Origin of the sequence: Gilliamella sp. wkB7, assembly GCF_001693435.1 — a bacterium.
In the GTDB taxonomy this organism is placed as follows: domain Bacteria; phylum Pseudomonadota; class Gammaproteobacteria; order Enterobacterales; family Orbaceae; genus Gilliamella; species Gilliamella apicola_N.
In genome coordinates this window covers 1,996,460-2,014,734 of sequence record NZ_CM004509.1, presented here as the reverse complement: position 1 = coordinate 2,014,734, position 18,275 = coordinate 1,996,460, and the positions used below count along the sequence as shown (strand labels likewise).

Annotated in this window: 20 protein-coding genes; 8 read left to right on the top strand and 12 right to left on the bottom strand. The window is 34.9% G+C overall.

Going from position 1 to position 18,275, the window contains the following annotated elements; all coding sequences use genetic code 11:
- Positions 1–84: 84 nt before the first annotated feature.
- Positions 85–933 (top strand): RNase adapter RapZ, encoded by an 849-nt coding sequence (rapZ, locus tag A9G17_RS08915; RefSeq protein ID WP_065738398.1) that lies wholly within the window; start codon positions 85–87, stop codon positions 931–933.
- Here the strand turns inward: rapZ and A9G17_RS08910 are convergent, their stop codons facing one another.
- Together A9G17_RS08910 and envC are read right to left on the bottom strand one after the other, a co-directional pair.
- Positions 934–1,764, bottom strand: coding sequence for a divergent polysaccharide deacetylase family protein (locus A9G17_RS08910; protein ID WP_065738397.1), 831 nt, complete (start codon positions 1,762–1,764; stop codon positions 934–936).
- Positions 1,752–2,963, bottom strand: coding sequence for a murein hydrolase activator EnvC (gene envC / locus A9G17_RS08905; RefSeq protein ID WP_065738396.1), 1,212 nt, complete (start codon positions 2,961–2,963; stop codon positions 1,752–1,754). The genes A9G17_RS08910 and envC overlap by 13 nt, the downstream gene beginning before the upstream one ends.
- 209 nt (positions 2,964–3,172) lie before the next feature.
- Here envC and glyQ point away from each other — a divergent pair, with 209 nt between their 5' ends.
- The 4 genes from glyQ to ybaK all read left to right on the top strand — a co-directional run bounded on the left by glyQ (position 3,173) and on the right by ybaK (position 7,640).
- Complete coding sequence (glyQ, locus tag A9G17_RS08900; RefSeq protein WP_065738395.1) at positions 3,173–4,105, top strand: glycine--tRNA ligase subunit alpha; 933 nt, start codon at positions 3,173–3,175, stop codon at positions 4,103–4,105.
- 10 nt (positions 4,106–4,115) lie between these two features.
- A complete protein-coding gene (glyS, locus tag A9G17_RS08895) occupies positions 4,116–6,185 on the top strand; it encodes a glycine--tRNA ligase subunit beta (protein WP_065739131.1) in 2,070 nt (689 codons plus the stop codon).
- 67 nt (positions 6,186–6,252) lie between these two features.
- Positions 6,253–7,056 (top strand): hypothetical protein, encoded by an 804-nt coding sequence (locus A9G17_RS08890; protein WP_065738394.1) that lies wholly within the window; start codon positions 6,253–6,255, stop codon positions 7,054–7,056.
- A gap of 98 nt (positions 7,057–7,154) precedes the next feature.
- Entirely contained in the window at positions 7,155–7,640 is a 486-nt protein-coding gene (gene ybaK / locus A9G17_RS08885) for a Cys-tRNA(Pro) deacylase (RefSeq protein ID WP_065738393.1), read from the top strand.
- 137 nt (positions 7,641–7,777) lie between these two features.
- On the opposite strand, the gene A9G17_RS08880 is transcribed toward ybaK, so the two are convergent.
- The 4 genes from A9G17_RS08880 to A9G17_RS08865 form a co-directional block, all read right to left on the bottom strand.
- Positions 7,778–8,050, bottom strand: a complete 273-nt coding sequence (locus A9G17_RS08880) for an HU family DNA-binding protein (protein ID WP_065738392.1) — start codon at positions 8,048–8,050, stop codon at positions 7,778–7,780.
- Positions 8,051–8,224: 174 nt separating this feature from the next.
- On the bottom strand, positions 8,225–8,818 hold the full coding sequence (locus A9G17_RS08875) for a YjaG family protein (protein ID WP_065738391.1): 594 nt from the start codon (positions 8,816–8,818) through the stop codon (positions 8,225–8,227).
- Positions 8,811–9,884 carry a uroporphyrinogen decarboxylase gene (gene hemE / locus A9G17_RS08870; RefSeq protein ID WP_065738390.1) on the bottom strand — a complete coding sequence of 358 codons (1,074 nt, stop codon included), beginning with the start codon at positions 9,882–9,884 and terminating at the stop codon, positions 8,811–8,813. Before hemE ends, A9G17_RS08875 begins: the two co-directional genes overlap by 8 nt.
- Positions 9,885–9,972: 88 nt before the next feature.
- Positions 9,973–10,878, bottom strand: coding sequence for a LysR family transcriptional regulator ArgP (locus A9G17_RS08865; protein WP_065738389.1), 906 nt, complete (start codon positions 10,876–10,878; stop codon positions 9,973–9,975).
- 207 nt (positions 10,879–11,085) lie between these two features.
- Here A9G17_RS08865 and rpiA point away from each other — a divergent pair, with 207 nt between their 5' ends.
- Both rpiA and serA read left to right on the top strand, forming a co-directional pair.
- Positions 11,086–11,751, top strand: a complete 666-nt coding sequence (rpiA, locus tag A9G17_RS08860) for a ribose-5-phosphate isomerase RpiA (RefSeq protein WP_065738388.1) — start codon at positions 11,086–11,088, stop codon at positions 11,749–11,751.
- Between the two features lie 68 nt (positions 11,752–11,819).
- The gene (gene serA, locus A9G17_RS08855; RefSeq protein WP_065738387.1) at positions 11,820–13,061 is read left to right on the top strand and encodes a phosphoglycerate dehydrogenase; all 1,242 of its coding nucleotides are present in this window, start codon (positions 11,820–11,822) and stop codon (positions 13,059–13,061) included.
- Between the two features lie 212 nt (positions 13,062–13,273).
- Here serA and srlR read toward each other — a convergent pair whose 3' ends face one another.
- The 6 genes from srlR to srlA all read right to left on the bottom strand — a co-directional run bounded on the left by srlR (position 13,274) and on the right by srlA (position 17,407).
- Entirely contained in the window at positions 13,274–14,053 is a 780-nt protein-coding gene (gene srlR / locus A9G17_RS08850) for a glucitol operon DNA-binding transcriptional repressor SrlR (protein WP_065738386.1), read from the bottom strand.
- 103 nt (positions 14,054–14,156) lie between these two features.
- Positions 14,157–14,522 (bottom strand): transcriptional regulator GutM, encoded by a 366-nt coding sequence (locus A9G17_RS08845; protein WP_065738385.1) that lies wholly within the window; start codon positions 14,520–14,522, stop codon positions 14,157–14,159.
- Positions 14,523–14,595: 73 nt separating this feature from the next.
- Positions 14,596–15,375 (bottom strand): sorbitol-6-phosphate dehydrogenase, encoded by a 780-nt coding sequence (srlD, locus tag A9G17_RS08840; protein ID WP_065738384.1) that lies wholly within the window; start codon positions 15,373–15,375, stop codon positions 14,596–14,598.
- A gap of 12 nt (positions 15,376–15,387) precedes the next feature.
- Positions 15,388–15,756 carry a PTS glucitol/sorbitol transporter subunit IIA gene (gene srlB / locus A9G17_RS08835; protein WP_065738383.1) on the bottom strand — a complete coding sequence of 123 codons (369 nt, stop codon included), beginning with the start codon at positions 15,754–15,756 and terminating at the stop codon, positions 15,388–15,390.
- A 90-nt stretch (positions 15,757–15,846) separates the two neighbouring features.
- Positions 15,847–16,839 carry a PTS glucitol/sorbitol transporter subunit IIB gene (gene srlE / locus A9G17_RS08830; RefSeq protein ID WP_065738382.1) on the bottom strand — a complete coding sequence of 331 codons (993 nt, stop codon included), beginning with the start codon at positions 16,837–16,839 and terminating at the stop codon, positions 15,847–15,849.
- Between the two features lie 19 nt (positions 16,840–16,858).
- Positions 16,859–17,407, bottom strand: coding sequence for a PTS glucitol/sorbitol transporter subunit IIC (gene srlA, locus A9G17_RS08825; protein WP_065738381.1), 549 nt, complete (start codon positions 17,405–17,407; stop codon positions 16,859–16,861).
- Positions 17,408–17,681: 274 nt separating this feature from the next.
- On the opposite strand from srlA, the gene A9G17_RS08820 reads away from it, so the two are divergent.
- Positions 17,682–18,242, top strand: coding sequence for a Dps family protein (locus A9G17_RS08820; protein WP_025314541.1), 561 nt, complete (start codon positions 17,682–17,684; stop codon positions 18,240–18,242).
- The last annotated feature ends 33 nt before the right edge of the window (positions 18,243–18,275 follow it).

Genomic DNA, 18,275 nt, shown 5'->3' with positions numbered 1-18,275 from the left:
ATCAGTATCCTATATTTACTAAATTGTATCTTTACAAACAAACAGTATATACTTGTACAAACAATCAATAATGGAGGTTGAATTGTGATTCTGATGATAGTGAGTGGCCGTTCCGGCTCTGGAAAATCAATTGCTTTACGGGCGCTAGAAGATATGGGATTTTATTGTGTTGATAATATTCCTGTCGCTTTATTACCACAATTAGCCGATTCATTAAAAAACAATGATACGCCTGTCGCTGTTAGCATTGATATTCGCAATTTGCCTATCAATTTTGAATTTGATAATGATATACTGCAAAAACTTCCTGAATCAGTAACGCCTGAAATTATTTTCTTAGACTGTAGCCGTAACACTCTTATCCGTCGTTATAGTGAAACAAGACGAATACACCCTTTAGCCAATCAAAAACATTCACTTGAAGAAGCAATCGATCTTGAAGAAAATTATTTAGAGTCATTAAAATCGCATGCTAGTTTGGTCATTAATACAGATAATCTTTCTGTTCACCAATTATCTGACATTTTAAGAACGCGTATTTTAGGTAAAAAAGAGCGTGAATTAACTATGATTTTTGAATCATTTGGGTTTAAACACGGTTTGCCTATTGATGCCGATTTTGTATTTGATGTCCGTTTTTTACCTAATCCTCATTGGGATATCAATTTAAGGCCTTTGACAGGGTTAGATGAGCCTGTAATTAATTATCTATCAAAACAAGATGATGTAACCAATTTTATCTATCAAACAGCTAATTATTTGCAACAATGGTTGCCAATGTTAGAGAAAAATAATCGAAGTTATTTAACTATCGCGATTGGCTGTACTGGAGGACAACATCGTTCCGTTTTCATTGCAGAGCAATTAGCTGAATTTTTTAAAGCACAAAATAAACAAATACAAATTCGCCATCGAACATTAGAAAAAAAGTAATTATTTATTGAGATCATTATTGAAATTCCATGCATCTTCTAAAGATTTTATACAGTTTTCAAAAATATATTTTAATGTTACTTTCGGTTTAGATTCTATTGTTAATGGCACCACAAGCTGACTAATTTTGATTAATTCAACATCAGACGGTAAGTTAGCTAATTTATTTTTAAGCACATTAAGCGTCTGTGGATGAGGATGCCCAATCGCGATGGCAGAACCATTTTTACGTGCAACTTTGATAGCTAAATCGAATTGTTGACTGATAACAGCTTCATTTTGCTTATCATCTAAAAATACATCTCGTTCTACAACTGGAATATCATAAAGACTTGCCGCTTTTCTGACAGCTGTTTTTCCGACGGTTTTACTATCTAAAAAAAACATTGAGTGGTAACTTAACGCTTTCATAACATTTTCCATTCCAATTTGGCTGGATGTCATTAAGCTGCCCATGTGGTTATTAACTCCAATTGCATAAGGTACATGCGCTACCGCATTTGCTACAATACGATCAACTTCCTCTTCTTCCATATAAGGATACAACGTATCTTTCTCTAACGGCTGCTTACCAAACGGAGCCATTGGTAAGTGAATCATCACATCATTGCCATGCTCATGAGCAATATTGGCAATACGATGTGCATTTGGAGAATTAGGCAACACAGCCACCGTAATATTAGGCGAAAGTTTAATAATTTGCTCTTCATTATGTTGTCTATAGCCAAAATCATCAATAACAATTGCTAACTCTGCCGCCCATACATTGCTTGTTTGTAATAATAGACCAATGGCCATTGAACTGAATAAACGAACCACTATTTTAACCATCCACTAGGATTTAAAGCCTTTCCATCTCGACGAATTTCAAAATATAATCCTGAACTATTTTGTCCGCCACTTGAGCCCACTAACGCAATGGGTTGACCACTATAAATTTTATCACCAACTGCCACAAGCACTCTTTGATTATACCCATATAAACTCATATCACCTTTACCATGATCAATTGCAACAACAAAACCATAACCTTGTAACCAGCTTGCTAATATTACGCGTCCATCGGTTATTGCTTTTACTTGTGTACCATCTTTAGCATTAATTACCATTCCTTTCCAATATAGTTCACCATGTAATGATTCTCCAAATCGATGCAAAACAGATCCACTTACTGGCCAATTAAATTGATGCTTAGGTTTACCAATGCCACTAACTCGAGCCATGAGCGATCGCTCTTCTGGGCTTAAAGTATAATTATTATTTTTTTGTTTTGCTTGAATATTTTTTGCTTGTCTTACTTCTTCTTCTGCTATGCGTCGGCTTTCTCTTTCTGCTTCAGCAATTTTCGCTTGAAGTTTTGCCTCATTTTCATGTAATTGAGCCAGTTTTTGTTGATTAACTTGCATAGATGATTCTAATGAGCTAATCGTTTTTTTTCTATCTTGACGATTTTTTTCAAGGCCAACTTGCTCCTGCTTGCGTTTTGTTTGCAATGCCTGTTGCGAAACTTGCTTCTTTTGTAAAGCTAATTTTTTTTCGTTAAGTTGCTCTTGAGTTTCACGCAGGGCTTTAATATGTTGTTCTCTAGAGTCATTAATGTAACCAAAATAGGTGATAAGACGTTCATTGCGCTCACTTTGTTCACTAGCAAAGATAAGCTGAAAGCCTGTGTTTTTGCCTAGTTTAAAAGCGGTTTCAAGCTGCTTAGCCAATGCGCGTCTTTGCTGCTGTTGTTTAACATTTAACTCATCAATTTGCTTGATTAACTGAGCAATTTCCTTATTAAGTTTATTCAGTGTAGCATTATTTTTTTCAATTGATGTCAGCAGTTTAGCTATCTCGGTTTCTTGTTGTTTGAGATCATTAACTAATTGAGTCCTTTCCTTTTTCTGTTCAGCTAAACGAATTTCTTGCTCTTTAATTGACTGGCGCAAATTTTGTAATTTTTGATTATCATCAATCGCATACAAAGGATTGGCATACATTAATCCAATTAAAATAGGGATAAGAAATTTTTGATAAATAGCCATAGAATTGTAATTAGGATTTATTATCAAACGTAAAAGATAAACCACTATACATACAAATAACTAAATAAGCAAAATGTATACCATCTCGGCGAGTTTAAGAATAATTGCAGCATATAGTATATTAGACATTTCACAAGCACGGATAAAAAGTATAAAATACAAAACTATTTAAATTACCAAAAAATCAATTCAACCATAAAGATAACATCATGCAAAAGTTTAATGTCAAAACCTTTCAAGGGTTAATACTAACGTTACAAGATTACTGGGCTAATCAAGGTTGTACGGTGATTCAGCCGTTAGATATGGAAGTTGGTGCAGGCACTTCGCACCCTATGACTTGCTTACGAGCACTTGGTCCTGAACCAATTAATGCGGCTTATGTTCAACCATCGCGTCGCCCTACTGATGGTCGCTATGGCGAAAACCCAAATAGGCTACAACATTATTATCAATTTCAAGTTATCTTAAAACCTTCTCCTGACAATATCCAAGAGTTATATTTAGGTTCATTAAAAGAGTTAGGTCTTGATCCAACGATTAATGATATTCGTTTTGTTGAAGACAACTGGGAAAATCCTACTTTAGGTGCATGGGGACTAGGTTGGGAAGTTTGGTTAAATGGTATGGAAGTCACCCAATTCACTTATTTTCAACAAGTTGGAGGACTTGAGTGTAAACCAGTTACAGGTGAGATCACTTATGGTCTTGAACGACTCGCTATGTATATTCAAGGTGTGGATAGCGTGTATGATTTAGTTTGGAGTGATGGTGTCTTTGGTAAAACAACTTATGGCGATGTGTTTCACCAAAATGAAGTTGAACAATCGACTTATAATTTTGAATATGCCAATACCGAATTCTTATTTTACTGTTTTGAACAACATGAAAAAGAAGCTAAATTTTTACTTGAACTTGAAAAACCACTGCCATTACCGGCTTATGAACGTATTTTAAAAGCTGCTCACTGTTTTAATTTACTTGATGCACGTAAAGCAATTTCAGTTACTGAAAGACAAAGATATATTTTACGTATCAGAACATTAACTAAAATGGTGGCAGAAGCATACTATGCATCACGCGAAGCTCTTGGCTTCCCTATGTGCCAAAATTCACGTTCTAACCCAAGCGCAGCAAAGTAGGAATTTAAAGATTATGCAAAAAACATTTTTAGTGGAAATTGGTACTGAAGAGTTACCTCCAAAATCACTCCGAACATTAGCTGAAAGTTTTGCAGCTAATTTTATTGAACAACTTGATAATGCCAAACTAGAACATGGTGAGGTACTTTGGTATGCATCACCTCGTCGTTTAGCATTAAAAGTTTTGAATTTAAATGATACGCAACCAGATAGTCAAATCGTTAAACGTGGCCCAGCAGTGAGCGCAGCATTTGATGCAAATGGCAATCCAACTAAAGCAGCTGAAGGATGGGCACGTGGATGTGGTATTAGTGTGGATCAGGCTCAGCGTATTCAAACTGATAAGGGGGAATGGCTTTGTTATACACAAAATCAAAAAGGTCAGCCTGTTGTTAATTTATTATGTGATATGGTAAAAAACGCATTAAGCAAATTACCTATTCCTAAACCAATGCGTTGGGCGGCTCGACAAGTTGAATTTATTCGACCTAGCCATACAGTAACAATGCTTTATGGTGAAGATTTAGTGCCTGGCAATATTTTAGACATTGAATCTAACCGATTGATTCGAGGTCATCGCTTTATGGGTGAGCAAGAATTTACTATTGATAATGCAGATCAATACCCAGATATTTTAGAACAACGAGGTAAAGTCATTGCGGATTATGATAAACGTAAAGCTATCATCAAACAACAAGCGCAAGACGCTGCAACCAAATTAAATGGTAAAGCAGATTTAACCGATAGTCTACTTGAGGAAGTCTCTTCTTTAGTTGAATGGCCAGTTGTATTAACAGCTAAATTCGAAGAACGTTTTTTAGCTGTACCTGCCGAATCACTGGTTTATACCATGAAAGGCGATCAAAAATATTTTCCAGTTTACGATAAGCAAGGCAAACTGCTGCCGAATTTTATTTTTGTGGCAAATATTGAATCAAAAGACCCACAAGTGGTGATTTCAGGTAATGAAAAGGTAGTTCGCCCTCGCCTAGCCGATGCAGAATTCTTTTATCAAACTGATTTAAAACAACATTTAGAAGACCGTTTACCTCGCCTTGAAACCGTTCTATTTCAACAACAATTAGGAACGGTTAAAGATAAAGCGTTACGGTTAGAAGCATTGTCTGGTTTTATTGCCGACAAAATTGGCGCTAACGTTGAGCAAGCAAAACGTGCAGGTAAACTGACTAAATGTGACTTAGTGACAAATACCGTCTTCGAGTTCCCTGAAACGCAAGGTATAATGGGGCGCTATTTAGCACTTAAAGATGGGGAAAGTATTGAAGTTGCAACGGCCATTGAGGAGCAATACAAACCTCGTTTTGCGGGTGATGAATTGCCAAGCACTTACGTATCATGTGCTGTTTCAATTGCCGAAAAAATGGATACTTTAGCGGGTATTTTCGGTATTGGTCAACACCCTAAGGGGGATAAAGACCCATTTGCATTACGTCGTGCGGCTATTGGTGTGCTACGTATTATTGTCGAAAAAGCGTTACCATTAGATTTGACCGACTTGTCAACTTATGCTGTATCACTATATGGCGATAAGTTAAATAATAAAAATGTTGTTGAAGATATTGTTAGCTTTATGCAAGGTCGATTCCGTGCTTGGTACCAAGAGCAAGGTTTTACCATTGATACCATTCAAGCTGTATTAGCACTTAATCCGACGAAACCTGCCGATTTTGATGCAAGAGTTAAGGCGGTAACGCATTTTAGAACACTATCAGAAGCATCATCATTAGCGGAAGCCAATAAGCGTGTTTCTAATATTTTATCTAAAACCGACAGTGTTATTTCTGAACATGTTAATGCCGCCCTATTGGTAGAGGGTGCTGAAGGGGAATTAGCCAAACATGTAGCGATATTAACTGATAAATTAGCTCCTTACTTTAACGATGGGCGTTATCAAGAGGCTTTAGTTGAATTAGCAGCACTTAAAACACCGATTGATGCTTTCTTTGAAAATGTCATGGTGATGGTAGATGATGAACAGGTGAAACTTAATCGTCTAGCCCTTTTGAAAAAACTACAAAATTTATTTTTAAAAGTTGCTGATATTTCACTTTTACAATAATATCCCTTTCGTTAATTATATTTAGTGGTGGCTTTACGGTTACCACTAATAAGGTAAGAATATAAACATGCAAACAGAACTCTCTTTTTCCATAGTTTTTACTCAGGCCGCTAATTTTATTCGAAATCGGTTTTGGCCAATCGTGCTAATCAGTTTATTATTAAATTTATTTGCTACATTAATTTTAAAAAATACGGTTGATATTGCAACTCTTACTCAATTACTTAAAGCAAATAGTCCAAGCGCATTTCCACTTTTATTAAAAATGCTAGTGATTAAATTAGTGTTATTTATAATAATTGATGCGATTCTAATTGCTGTTATTTATAACTATTCTTTCAATGAATATCTTAATTTAAATACAGTGTTATCCAGAATGCTCCCCAATGTACTAAATATGATTGGTTTTGAGTTAGTTTTCTTAATTATATTGCCAATAATTTTCCTATTTGGGGGATTAATATTTATGATTTTGGGCTTAATTATTCCAAAGGCTCTAGTCATTTTCCTATTTGCAATCGTCGCGATTGTGTTTGCTATATTTTTTAATGCGATTTACTACAATTTTTGTGGATTAATTGCCCAACCAACAACTAAAACTTTTTTCGAAAAATTCGCTGAATGTAACAAATCTACCTTAACTCATTGGCGTTTTGCTCTTCCGATGATGTTAATATATTTTCTTGCGGTTTTAGTTATTTCGCTTTTTAATGCTGTCGACAATAATATCTTTTTATCTGTTATTTATTCAACATTATTAACAATATTAAATATTTTTACAATTTGCTTCTTTTATCGTTTGAATATGCTATTAACAAGTAACAAATCAATGCTTGAGCCACCTGAGCAAAATAACAGTTTAATTATTTAAAAATAGCCATTACATTTAATTACCCTATTAATTTTTGTTAATAGGGTAGCTAAAATTCAATTATTAACCTATTTTATTTAATTACAGTAGACATCATTATGACACCTGCAATTAAGCTTCTTAAAAAGTTAAATATCACATTTAAAATTCACCAATATGAGCATGATCCTAATGACACACACTATGGACAAGAAGCTGTAAATAAACTGGATCCTAGTTTAAATGTAGTTGCAGCACAAGTGTTTAAAACATTAATAGTAAGTTTAAATGGTAACGATAAAATGTTAGCAGTTTGTGTATTACCGGTTGATAATCACTTAGATCTTAAAAAAGTGGCTAAAGCACTGAACTGCAAAAAAGTCGAGTTAGCCGATCCTAATTTAGCTCAAAAAACTACAGGTTATTTAGTCGGCGGTATTAGTCCATTAGGTCAGAAAAAGCAATTACCCACTCTTATTGATTCAAGTGCAGTTCAACTAGAAAAAATGTTTATTTCGGGGGGAAGAAGAGGATTAGAAATAGAACTCATCGCGCAAGATTTAGCAAAAATATTAAATGCAAAATTTGTAGAAATAAAATCCTAACCTTGCTTGTATCGGCTTTTATTTTTTAATAAATCGCTGTATGTTAAAAAATTAGACAAAAACATGGCCACAAGACAACGTCTTATGACCAAAGGTACATCCCATCAATATAATAAAATAGGAAGAAATAAACAAACTTATTTGATTGCTTCTTTTAAGCTTTTACCAGATACAAATGCTGGAACTTTACTTTCGGCAATTTTGATTTCTTTACCAGTTTTTGGATTACGACCAATACGTGCTTTTCGTTCATTAACTTTGAATGTACCAAAACCAACTAGTTGTACTGGCTCACCAGCTTTTAATGATTCAGTAATAGCAGCTAATGTTGCTTCTAGAGCTGTTTTTGCAGCAACTTTTGTAATATCTGCTTTGCTAGCAATAGCATCGACAAGTTCTGTTTTATTCATGGAAATATCCTTACATAATTATTTTATTGTTAAAGTTAACATTATAAGCAATGCCGAAAATCAACTTTGCTTCTGTAAACAACGTTAGATTACATTGCTATTAAATGTAGTCTATATTCCTCCAATGTTAAAGGAAAATTTGGTAAAAAATAAAAAAATGACACATTTAAAAGCTTAATTGCTCAAAAAAACACCAATATTACTTATTGCAGATTCTCGAATATCTGCTTTTAAACCTTTTATTAAGTCAATCATATCGTTATTTTCATCTCGTAATATTCGAAATATTTCCCATTGAAAATCAAATTCATCAATCACACTAGGTAAAGTTTGTTGCTCATCTTCACTTAGAACAATATTTGATTTTGTCATTTCAAATTCTGCAACGGTTGTTGCCGATATACTACTCACTTTTGCTGCATGTTCGGTTACTTCACCGGTTAAATATGAATGTAAAACCTCACTTAATGCCTGACATGCATCAATAGCAGGGTAAATAATATAAGGACTATCTTCGGTAATACTAGGAATAATCACTTCTAACTTTTCCAGCTGTAAATCAAAATTGATTTTTACATTCTCAACTAATAAAGATTCCCACATCAGATCAAGTATCTTCTTATAACTTTTAGCATCATCCTCATTTTGCTGTTGTTTTGCGTAAAAGACAAAATTTGGGTACATTCTTTCACACAAACAAAGCATGAATAAACGTTGTTGCCATAATGCTAATTTTTCGATTCTTAACTGAACTGGATTTTTAATCATAATGAAACCTTTTGGAGCGTTGATGTACAGCCTCAATTAAATATTGTACATGTTCTACTGGAGTATCTTGATGAATACCGTGCCCTAAATTAAAAATATGCCCATTATGAGTACCATATTCTTTAAGAACAGTATCAACATTAGATTCTATTGTTTGTCTATCAGCATACAAAACTGACGGGTCTAAATTACCTTGCACGGCAATTTTACCTTTTTGTCGAATATCACTCAAATTAACTGTCCAATCAACACCAATAGCATCACAACCAGTGTTAGCAATGCTATCTAACCATAATCCGCCACCCTTGGTAAAAAAAGTAACAGGCACATATGAGGTGACATCCTGAGTTTTATTGCCTCGTTTTAACTTTGATAAAATTAATTGCATATAGTTTAAAGAAAACTCTTGATAACTTTGATGACTTAACACGCCACCCCAAGTATCAAATATCATTATTGATTGAGCTCCCGCTTCAATTTGTGCATTTAAATACAAAGCAACACTCGTCGCCAATTTTTCAAGTAATAGATGCAGTGCTTTGGGATGACTATAAAGCATTTTTTTTATTTTGGTAAAGGTTTTACTGCTCCCCCCTTCAATCATATAAGTAGCTAACGTCCAAGGACTGCCAGCAAAACCAATTAAAGGAACTTTGCCATTTAACTCTTTTTTAGTCAGACGTATTGCATCCATTACATAGCCAAGAGATAACTGCGGATCGGGAATCGGTAATTTTTCAATATCAGATAATTGAGATAGGGATTTAGTAAATTTGGGTCCTTCGCCTGCTTCAAAATACAATCCAAGTCCCATTGCATCGGGAATGGTTAATATATCTGAAAAAATAATAGTCGCATCGAGGTCAAAACGACGCAAAGGTTGTAATGTCACTTCACATGCCAATTCTGGTGTTTGGCACATCGTCATAAAATTACCCGCTTTGGCTCGTAACAGTCGATACTCAGGCAGATAACGACCGGCTTGCCGCATCATCCAAATAGGGGTGTAATCAACAGGTAAACACTGTAATGCGCGTAAATAACGATCATTTTTTAATTGACTCATATTATTTGCTCTGTAAGTGGTTATTGCACTTTGTAAAGAAGTTTCAGGTTTGCACTACGTCTTAGTAAAAAAAATTAAATTTTATTCATTACTTCCTATCTTGTGGTTGAGATAAGGAACATTGTGCATAACGAATTAAAGTCTCAGAAATATTTTGCATTACACTACTTTCAGGCGCAAATCGGTGCCAATAAAGCATACGTCTTTGGTATAAACCTTCGGTCAGATTTACCAATTCACCATTTTTTAACTCTTGCTCAACCTGTAACATTGGTATCATACAACAGGCAGATCCCTGCTTAGCAAGCTGAACAAAGGCCTCTGATGAACTGGTAATATGACAAATTACACTACCAGGGGTTAGATTAAAGTTTTCTTGTAGAAAAGCTTGATGCATATCATCCAAATGGTCAAAAGCAACCGCTGGTGCTTTTAAAAGCGAAGATCGAGTTACCCCATTCGGAAAGTACTTTTTAGCAAACTCAGGCGATGCCACAAAAATATAATCAAGCGCCCCTAATAAATCAGATAAGCAACCAGGTAATGGATTAGGTTGAATACTGATTGCTGCAACTACAGTGCCTAAACGCAGTAGTTCTAAAGTATGTTCTTCATCCCTTACTTGAATATCAAAACGAAGAATATTTTTATCCAATACGGGTTTTAAAGCTGGTAAAAGCCATGTTGCTAAAGAGTCAGCATTAATTGCAATAGATAACGACAATGGCGTTGTGTTTTGTTCATTATCACCTAACCATTGCTGTTCTAATAATTCAACTTGATGCAATAATCCTAGAAGATGCTCTCCTTGCTTGGTGGCTTTCGGCGGTATAGTTCTAACCAATAATTGCTGACCGAAAAAGCTTTCTAATTGTTTGATACGTTGCGATACGGCTGGTTGTGTGATACACAATTTATCAGCTGCACGTTCAAATCCCCGTTCTTTTATCACTGCATCTAATGCTTGTAATGCTCTATAATCTGGACGCTTCATAATCTCTTTACTAATGATTTGATCATTGCTTGGATATTAAAGCTACTTTAATATCGTAAAAAATTTTTAACCTATCGAAAATTAATATATTTATTAAAATACTAATGATTTTTGCTTTCCAATTGGGTACTATGCCATATCTTTAATAATTTTTCTTTTAAAATTTTATTTTTTTAAGAAAAAGTATCCTTAAAATAGGATGATATCATGACACAAGACGAATTAAAAAAGGCGGTAGGCTGGTCAGCCTTGAAATATATTAAACCAGATTCATATGTAGGAGTGGGAACGGGCTCTACGGCATCTCATTTTATTGATGCGTTAGCGACAATCAAAGATCAGATTAAAGGCACTGTTTCAAGCTCCGAAGCCTCGACACAAAAATTGAAAAGCTATGGCATTCCAGTACTAGACTGTAATGATGTTGATAGTTTAGATGTATATGTTGATGGCGCTGACGAAATAAATCAACAATTACAAATGATCAAAGGCGGAGGAGCCGCTTTAACACGTGAAAAAATAGTTTCAGCTCTTGCAAAACAGTTTATCTGTATTGTGGATGAATCAAAGGTTGTCGATGTATTAGGAAAATTCCCATTACCTGTAGAAGTAATTCCGATGGCTCGTTCCTATGTTGCCCGTGAGTTATTTAAACTTGGCGGTAAACCAATATATCGACAAGGAGTTGTGACCGATAATGGCAATGTTATTTTAGATGTGCATGATCTTCTTATTACCAGTCCTGTGGAATTAGAACATCGTATTAATAATATTGCTGGTGTGGTAACTGTTGGATTATTTGCTAATAGAGGGGCAGATATTGCACTAGTTGGATGCAGCTCAGGTGTAAAAGAGTTAAATAAAACTATTTAATTTTTAAAAGATTAAAATCTAAAATCATAATAAAAACCTATTATATTTTGAAAGATAGAGAGGAAATAATGGTTGTTCAGGCGTTAACGAAAGATGAAAATAAGTTTGTATTACTTGAAGGGATCCACCCTAGCGCGGTTGAAACACTTAAATCAGCAGGTTATAACAACATTGAATATCATAAAGGTGCATTATCTAAATCTGAACTTAAAGATGTATTAAAAGATGCAAGATTTATTGGTATTCGCTCAAGGACACATTTAACAAAAGATATCATTGATGCTGCACCTAAACTTGCTGGAATTGGTTGTTTCTGTATTGGAACCAATCAAGTTGAACTTGAAGCTGCTACCGTTAAAGGAATTCCTGTTTTTAATGCGCCATTTTCTAATACTCGTTCTGTTGCAGAGCTAGTATTAGCTGAAGCGATTTTATTACTTCGTCGAGTACCAGAAGCCAATGCTAGAGCTCATCAAGGCAAATGGAACAAAATAGCCACAGGCTCTCACGAAGCACGAGGTAAAAATTTAGGCATCATTGGTTACGGTCATATTGGTAGTCAATTGAGTGTACTTGCTGAATCATTAGGTATGAATGTTTACTTTTATGATATTGAAACGAAATTGCCATTAGGAAATGCCAAACAAATTGCAACCATGAAAGAATTACTTGCTATGAGTGATATTGTTAGTATGCATGTTCCTGAAAATGCGACAACAATTAAAATGATTGGCAAATCAGAAATTGATATGATGAAATCAGGTGCAATTTTGCTTAATGCTTCCCGCGGCAGTGTGATCGATATTGATGCACTCACTCAAGCGCTAGAAGCGAATAAGCTTAGTGGCGCAGCAATTGATGTATTTCCGACTGAACCTGCTAGCAATAGTGATCCATTTGAATCACCACTGTGTAAATTTGATAATGTCATTATCACCCCCCATATTGGCGGTTCAACCAGTGAAGCTCAAGAAAATATTGGTATTGAAGTAGCAACAAAACTTGCTAAATATTCAGACACGGGGGCTACACTTTCCGCAGTTAATTTTCCTAAAGCTGCTTTGCCAATTCCAGCGAAAGGCTCAAGTCGTTTTCTCAATATTCACCACAATCAACCTGGCGTATTAACGGCAATTAATACGTTATTTGCAGAACAAGGTCTCAATATATCTGCACAATATTTGCAAACCGATCCTAAAATTGGTTATGTTGTTATTGATATTGATAGAGTCGAACAAACTAAAGCCGAAGAGTTATTAGTTAAATTAAAAAATGTAGAAGGTACCATTAGGGCTAGATTATTATTTTAATTTATTTTAGCAACGCGTTCGGGTGATCATTTGTAAAAAATTTAATGAATAAAAAACTTCGAACGCATATCTATACTATCGGAAATAACCTAAAACTGTTAAAAACTCAAAGCTTATTATTAAACCAATTTTAATAAGCTTTGATATTTATTATTAAGTTTGATGCATTACTTTAGGCTAGACCCTTTCTAAGATTTTTTAATTAGATTTTCTTACTTATTTAACGGCTTTACTTTTATCACTTTAATGCCCTTTTGGGCTAACGCATCATAATATTTATCATCTAAATTATTGTCTGTAATTATAGTATCGACAGCACTTAAATCACACACCACATTTGGACTGCGTCTTCCAAATTTTGAAGAATCCGCTAATAAGATTAATTTCGCAGCCGCTTTACTCATTGCAACACTACCATGATAGCTTTCATTAAATGTGGTAACCCCACCAATTAAATCTACACCATCTGCACCCATAAAAAGTTTATCAAACGTGTAGGATTCAAAAGCAGCAATCGCGGATGCATTATTGCTATGGAATGAGGCTGATTTACGGCGAAATGTTCCGCCCGTTAAGATAATAGTTTGGTCATTATCATTCGCGACCAGTTCATTTACCATATGTAGGCTATTGGTCATAATAGTCAAATTATTGAATCTAGCAAGCATAGGGATCATTTGAGCAACCGTGCTACCGGCATCAAAAATGATTGAATCACCTTCATGGATCAATTTAGAGGCTTCTTCGGCAATCGCCTTTTTTTGAGCAGTATTAATGTAAGTTTTATGATCGATGGCTCGGTCACCAATTTCACGGTTTAGCATAGCACCACCATAAGTACGTAAAACTAAACCACTTTCATGAAGTTGTGTAAGATCTTTACGGATAGTTGTGCCAGTAGTTTTAAAGTGTTCAACCAATTCATCAACACTAACTTGTCCATGATTTTGCAAATATTCTAAAATAGCTGTCTGTCTTTGCCTTACCTTCATGCTTGGATCCCATCACTATAACTAGCGGATAAAAAATTTTTATTTTATATAATTATTATACTTTATAATGAAAGAAAATACTTTTCAAAATAAAAGTTAATTTTCATTTATTGGCAGTCAAAGCGACAGTTAATGCACTTTGTGAAGACGGCTCATTAGGGAATACCTTTTCAGGTATGATATCTAAAACGGACAATCCATGTAATTGTGAGATAGGTTTGGGTATAGCAAAAACCGTAATCCCTTTCATAATAACCGAATCAATGACTACCTGATTTTCATCTAACGAAATCGCAATTAATACTCTGGGTTTAAAACGTTTATTTTTACTACGACCAACTCCCAAGTACATACCTTTTTTTAAGGATAAAAAAGCATGATTAAAACGGCGTATTTGAAACCAACTAAAAATAATTTGGATACACCACGCAATCAATGCCAAGACAATTAGCGTATTGGTCATATTCATCATTTGTCCTTTTTATATCAATTAAATAATAAAGTGCGATAAGTTTTAAATTAACTTACGCACTTTATTCTCATTAAAACATTACTTGACCACCCGTTATATTAATTGATTGTCCTGTACAATAAGAGGCTTTGTCACTTGCATAAAATAATAAGACATTAAGTACATCTTGATAATCACAACCACGTTTAAGTGGTACTTTATCAATATAAACTTGCTCAACTTGATCTTCTGCAATACCTAACTTTTTAGCATACTGAGGTATTAATGATTGGAACATTGGCGATTTTAATAAATTACCTAACATTAATGAGTTGACTGTAATTCCATAATCAGCAAGATCCAGCGCCAGTGATTGAGTTAACCCAACACCGCCAAATTTAGCCGCACTGTATCCAGAGTTATGTTTACTGCCAACTTTACCTGATTTAGAGTTAATTTGAATAATTCGACCAGGGATTTTATGATTTACCATTAATTTAGCAAATTCACGTGCACATAAGAAATAACCAGTAAGGTTTACATTCACTGATAGTTGAAAATCGCTTAATACGAAATTAGTAATTGGCGCAGCTTTAGCAACGCCGGCGCTGTACACCATTAAATCCGCACGTTTAAAAGTATCATTAACATCATTTGCCAACTGAATAACACTTTCTTCGTTTGTTGCATCAACCCCAAAACCTTTAGCAGTACCTGCACCATGCTTTTGGTTTATCTCGTCTGCAACTTTATTGGCGTTTGCGATATTTAAATCAGCAACGGCAACGTTGTATCCAGCATCAGCAATACCCTTACATAAAAATTCACCTAAAGTTTGACCACCACCTACAATAACTGCTACTTGTTTCATCTTTTATGTTCCTTAATTATTTAAAATTTTAATTTCATCACCTACAAAAAGTTTTTCAGGGATTTCACCCTTTACATGCACCGTTCCGGGTAATTCAGCTTGACTATTACCATCAAACCTTATTGTGATATGTCCTAATTGTTGAAAATTAACATTTGCTACATCACCTACCGCTGTAATGTTATAAATATGATTACCTAAATGAATCACTTGTCCGACTTGTATATCCTGCTTTAAAACATCATGACTATGAATAAAGCAGTAATCGGCTAAATCGGCTGGCGCACCGGTTTTAAATAGAATTAGCATGCCATCAGCTAATGCTTCTGACGCAAATTCACCAATTTGATTAATGTTTGATTGATAGATAACATTTGACATTCTTAACCTTCTTATTTTCTGTACTAAACACTCATTTTTATTGCTATTGTTAGTTTAAAACGGGATGCGCAATCCCATTTTTTAATCGGTTTATTGATAGATAAATAATGAAACGCCCCAAGCAATTAATACGGTTGGTGCTCCCGTTAAAAAGCGACTAACAAGTACCGAAGGAACGCCAACTCTAACTGTATCTTGCTTAGCTTCTGCCAGTGACAAACCAACCGGTATAAAGTCACATGCTGCTTGCGCATTAATGGCAAATAATGCAGGTAAAGCGAGATGAGGTGGAATATTACCCAGCCCTATTTGCACCCCAACTAAGGTACCAATAACTTGTGCAATAACAGCGCCCGGCCCTAAGAAAGGTGAAAGCAAAGGAAAAGAACAGATTAGCGCCAATATAACTAGACCAAGTGGATTATTAGCTAATGGCACAAGACCATGTGCAATAAAGTCGCCTAGTCCAGATGCGATGATAATTCCGATTAATGCCGATACAAACGCCATAAAGGGAAGAATGGTTTTAAGTACGGTATCTATAGTGTCACGACCCGCTTGGAAGAAAACGGCAACACCTGATCCCATTCCGATACCGATTTTTGCTAGTAAACCATCACTTTGTTCAGTAATTTTTTTACTGCTATCATAATCTTTAAATTCAGAAGTAGTTTTGCTCGCTTGCGATGCAGTTTGGTCAACAACATCCCCCTCTTTTTCAATTAATGTGATATTGTTTGGTTTTACTGCTGAAACATAGATATCTTCAACAATATATTGAGCAAGAGGCCCTGATTTGCCCGTTGCATGAATATTAATAGTTGGTATACGATTTTTTGGATAAATACCGCAACGTAATGTGCCACCGCAATCAATAACCGCCACGCCAATTTCTTCTTTAGGTGGTTCGCCCTCTTTAAAACCATCGATTGCTTGCCAGCCTGTTAATTGAGTGAGTGTGTCAACTATTGCAGGTCGCGTACCTGCTGCAATATAGACGATTTTTTTTCCAGCAATGATAGGAAGTTCTAAAGGTCCACCCCAACCAGATTCACCTTTTTCTATACGAATAAATTTAGCCATTTTGTGTTCCTTACCATTGTTATAAATGCACTTTTCTATCTAATTTAATGCCCATTTTTTTTTCAAAAATGGCAGTACAAAAGTCTGTGATCCAACCTCTAAAGAAGTTGGTGCCTAAACCGACAAGGAAATAGCTAACCGCTAAAGGACCTAACGGTAAATTTAAAGTGGTTAAGCCAGCAGCTACCCCTAAATAAACAAAAAGTTCACCAGGGTTAACATGAGGAAATAAACCATTCATTGAATGGCAGCTATAAGATGAAGCAGCGTAATAACTTGGTTTATAAAACTCTGGCATAAAACGACCTAAACTTAATGTCATTGGATTACAAAACACAAAAGTACCAATTAACGGTAAAATTAAATAACGAGAAACAGGATTACCAGCACAAGCTTGAGCTAAACGTTCGATACGTTCTTGTCCGATAAATTTAATAAGAGCATTCATCACAACGAGTAATGAAATTAATAATGGTAAAATCGACGTTACCATCCCCACAAAAACTTTGCCTCCTTCTTGGAATAAACCAATAAACCATTCGGCACCAAATGAAATAGCATCAATCATAATGTCTCCTATTGAGTTAAATTTCGATTAAATACTATCAACTTCAAAAACAAATAACTTTTAACTCGATCACATTTTGAAATATTTTCTTTTATTGTGAAAGAAATTTATTAGAAAATAATCAAAAAGGAGGGTGTATGAAATAAGTGTTATCCATAGATTGCTAAAATAGCAGTGATAGCCAACAATAGCTCATTTTGATTGGACTTTGATTGCTAGTTAGCGTAATTTGTAAATACACACTTATTTTGTTTTTCAACTTAAGGAGAATCTCATGGCTAAAAGTATTACCTCGTCTAAATCTAAAAAAGCGGCTAGCGCAAAGAAACTACAGCAAGCGGCAATTTTGTTTCCTACTGATTTAGGTCAAAAAGCATCAAAAGATATTTCTGGTGCAATGAACTCTGTATTAGCAGACGTATTTGCCTTATATTTAAAAACTAAAAACTTTCATTGGCATGTAAGTGGACCTCATTTTCGTGACTATCATTTAATGTTAGATGATCACGGTGACGAATTATTCGCAATGACCGATCCAATTGCTGAACGTGTGCGTAAATTAGGTGGTACAACATTGCGCTCTATTGGTCACATTTCAAAATTACAAAGTATTTCTGATAATGATGCGGATTTTGTAGAGCCTTCAGATATGATTGCAGAACTCTGCCAAGATAATATTAAACTTACTACTCGTATGCGTGTTGCACATGATATTTGTGATAAATATAACGATTCGGCAACAGCAAGTTTAATTGAAGAGTGGATAGATCAAACTGAAAAACGTGCTTGGTTTTTGTTTGAAACCAGTCGTAAATTGGATTCTTCAGGTCACTAAAAATTTAGTAATGCTGAATCATTATCCCTAATA

Bases quoted from the DNA above. Each gene is read 5' to 3' on its own strand.
- A9G17_RS08910 (WP_065738397.1), bottom strand. From the start codon at position 1,764: ATGGTTAAAATAGTGGTTCGTTTATTCAGTTCAATGGCCATTGGTCTA.
- envC (WP_065738396.1), bottom strand. From the start codon at position 2,963: ATGGCTATTTATCAAAAATTTCTTATCCCTATTTTAATTGGATTAATG.
- glyQ (WP_065738395.1), top strand. From the start codon at position 3,173: ATGCAAAAGTTTAATGTCAAAACCTTTCAAGGGTTAATACTAACGTTA.
- A9G17_RS08890 (WP_065738394.1), top strand. From the start codon at position 6,253: ATGCAAACAGAACTCTCTTTTTCCATAGTTTTTACTCAGGCCGCTAAT.
- ybaK (WP_065738393.1), top strand. From the start codon at position 7,155: ATGACACCTGCAATTAAGCTTCTTAAAAAGTTAAATATCACATTTAAA.
- A9G17_RS08880 (WP_065738392.1), bottom strand. From the start codon at position 8,050: ATGAATAAAACAGAACTTGTCGATGCTATTGCTAGCAAAGCAGATATT.
- A9G17_RS08875 (WP_065738391.1), bottom strand. From the start codon at position 8,818: ATGATTAAAAATCCAGTTCAGTTAAGAATCGAAAAATTAGCATTATGG.
- hemE (WP_065738390.1), bottom strand. From the start codon at position 9,884: ATGAGTCAATTAAAAAATGATCGTTATTTACGCGCATTACAGTGTTTA.
- A9G17_RS08865 (WP_065738389.1), bottom strand. From the start codon at position 10,878: ATGAAGCGTCCAGATTATAGAGCATTACAAGCATTAGATGCAGTGATA.
- rpiA (WP_065738388.1), top strand. From the start codon at position 11,086: ATGACACAAGACGAATTAAAAAAGGCGGTAGGCTGGTCAGCCTTGAAA.
- serA (WP_065738387.1), top strand. From the start codon at position 11,820: ATGGTTGTTCAGGCGTTAACGAAAGATGAAAATAAGTTTGTATTACTT.
- srlR (WP_065738386.1), bottom strand. From the start codon at position 14,053: ATGAAGGTAAGGCAAAGACAGACAGCTATTTTAGAATATTTGCAAAAT.
- A9G17_RS08845 (WP_065738385.1), bottom strand. From the start codon at position 14,522: ATGAATATGACCAATACGCTAATTGTCTTGGCATTGATTGCGTGGTGT.
- srlD (WP_065738384.1), bottom strand. From the start codon at position 15,375: ATGAAACAAGTAGCAGTTATTGTAGGTGGTGGTCAAACTTTAGGTGAA.
- srlB (WP_065738383.1), bottom strand. From the start codon at position 15,756: ATGTCAAATGTTATCTATCAATCAAACATTAATCAAATTGGTGAATTT.
- srlE (WP_065738382.1), bottom strand. From the start codon at position 16,839: ATGGCTAAATTTATTCGTATAGAAAAAGGTGAATCTGGTTGGGGTGGA.
- srlA (WP_065738381.1), bottom strand. From the start codon at position 17,407: ATGATTGATGCTATTTCATTTGGTGCCGAATGGTTTATTGGTTTATTC.
- A9G17_RS08820 (WP_025314541.1), top strand. From the start codon at position 17,682: ATGGCTAAAAGTATTACCTCGTCTAAATCTAAAAAAGCGGCTAGCGCA.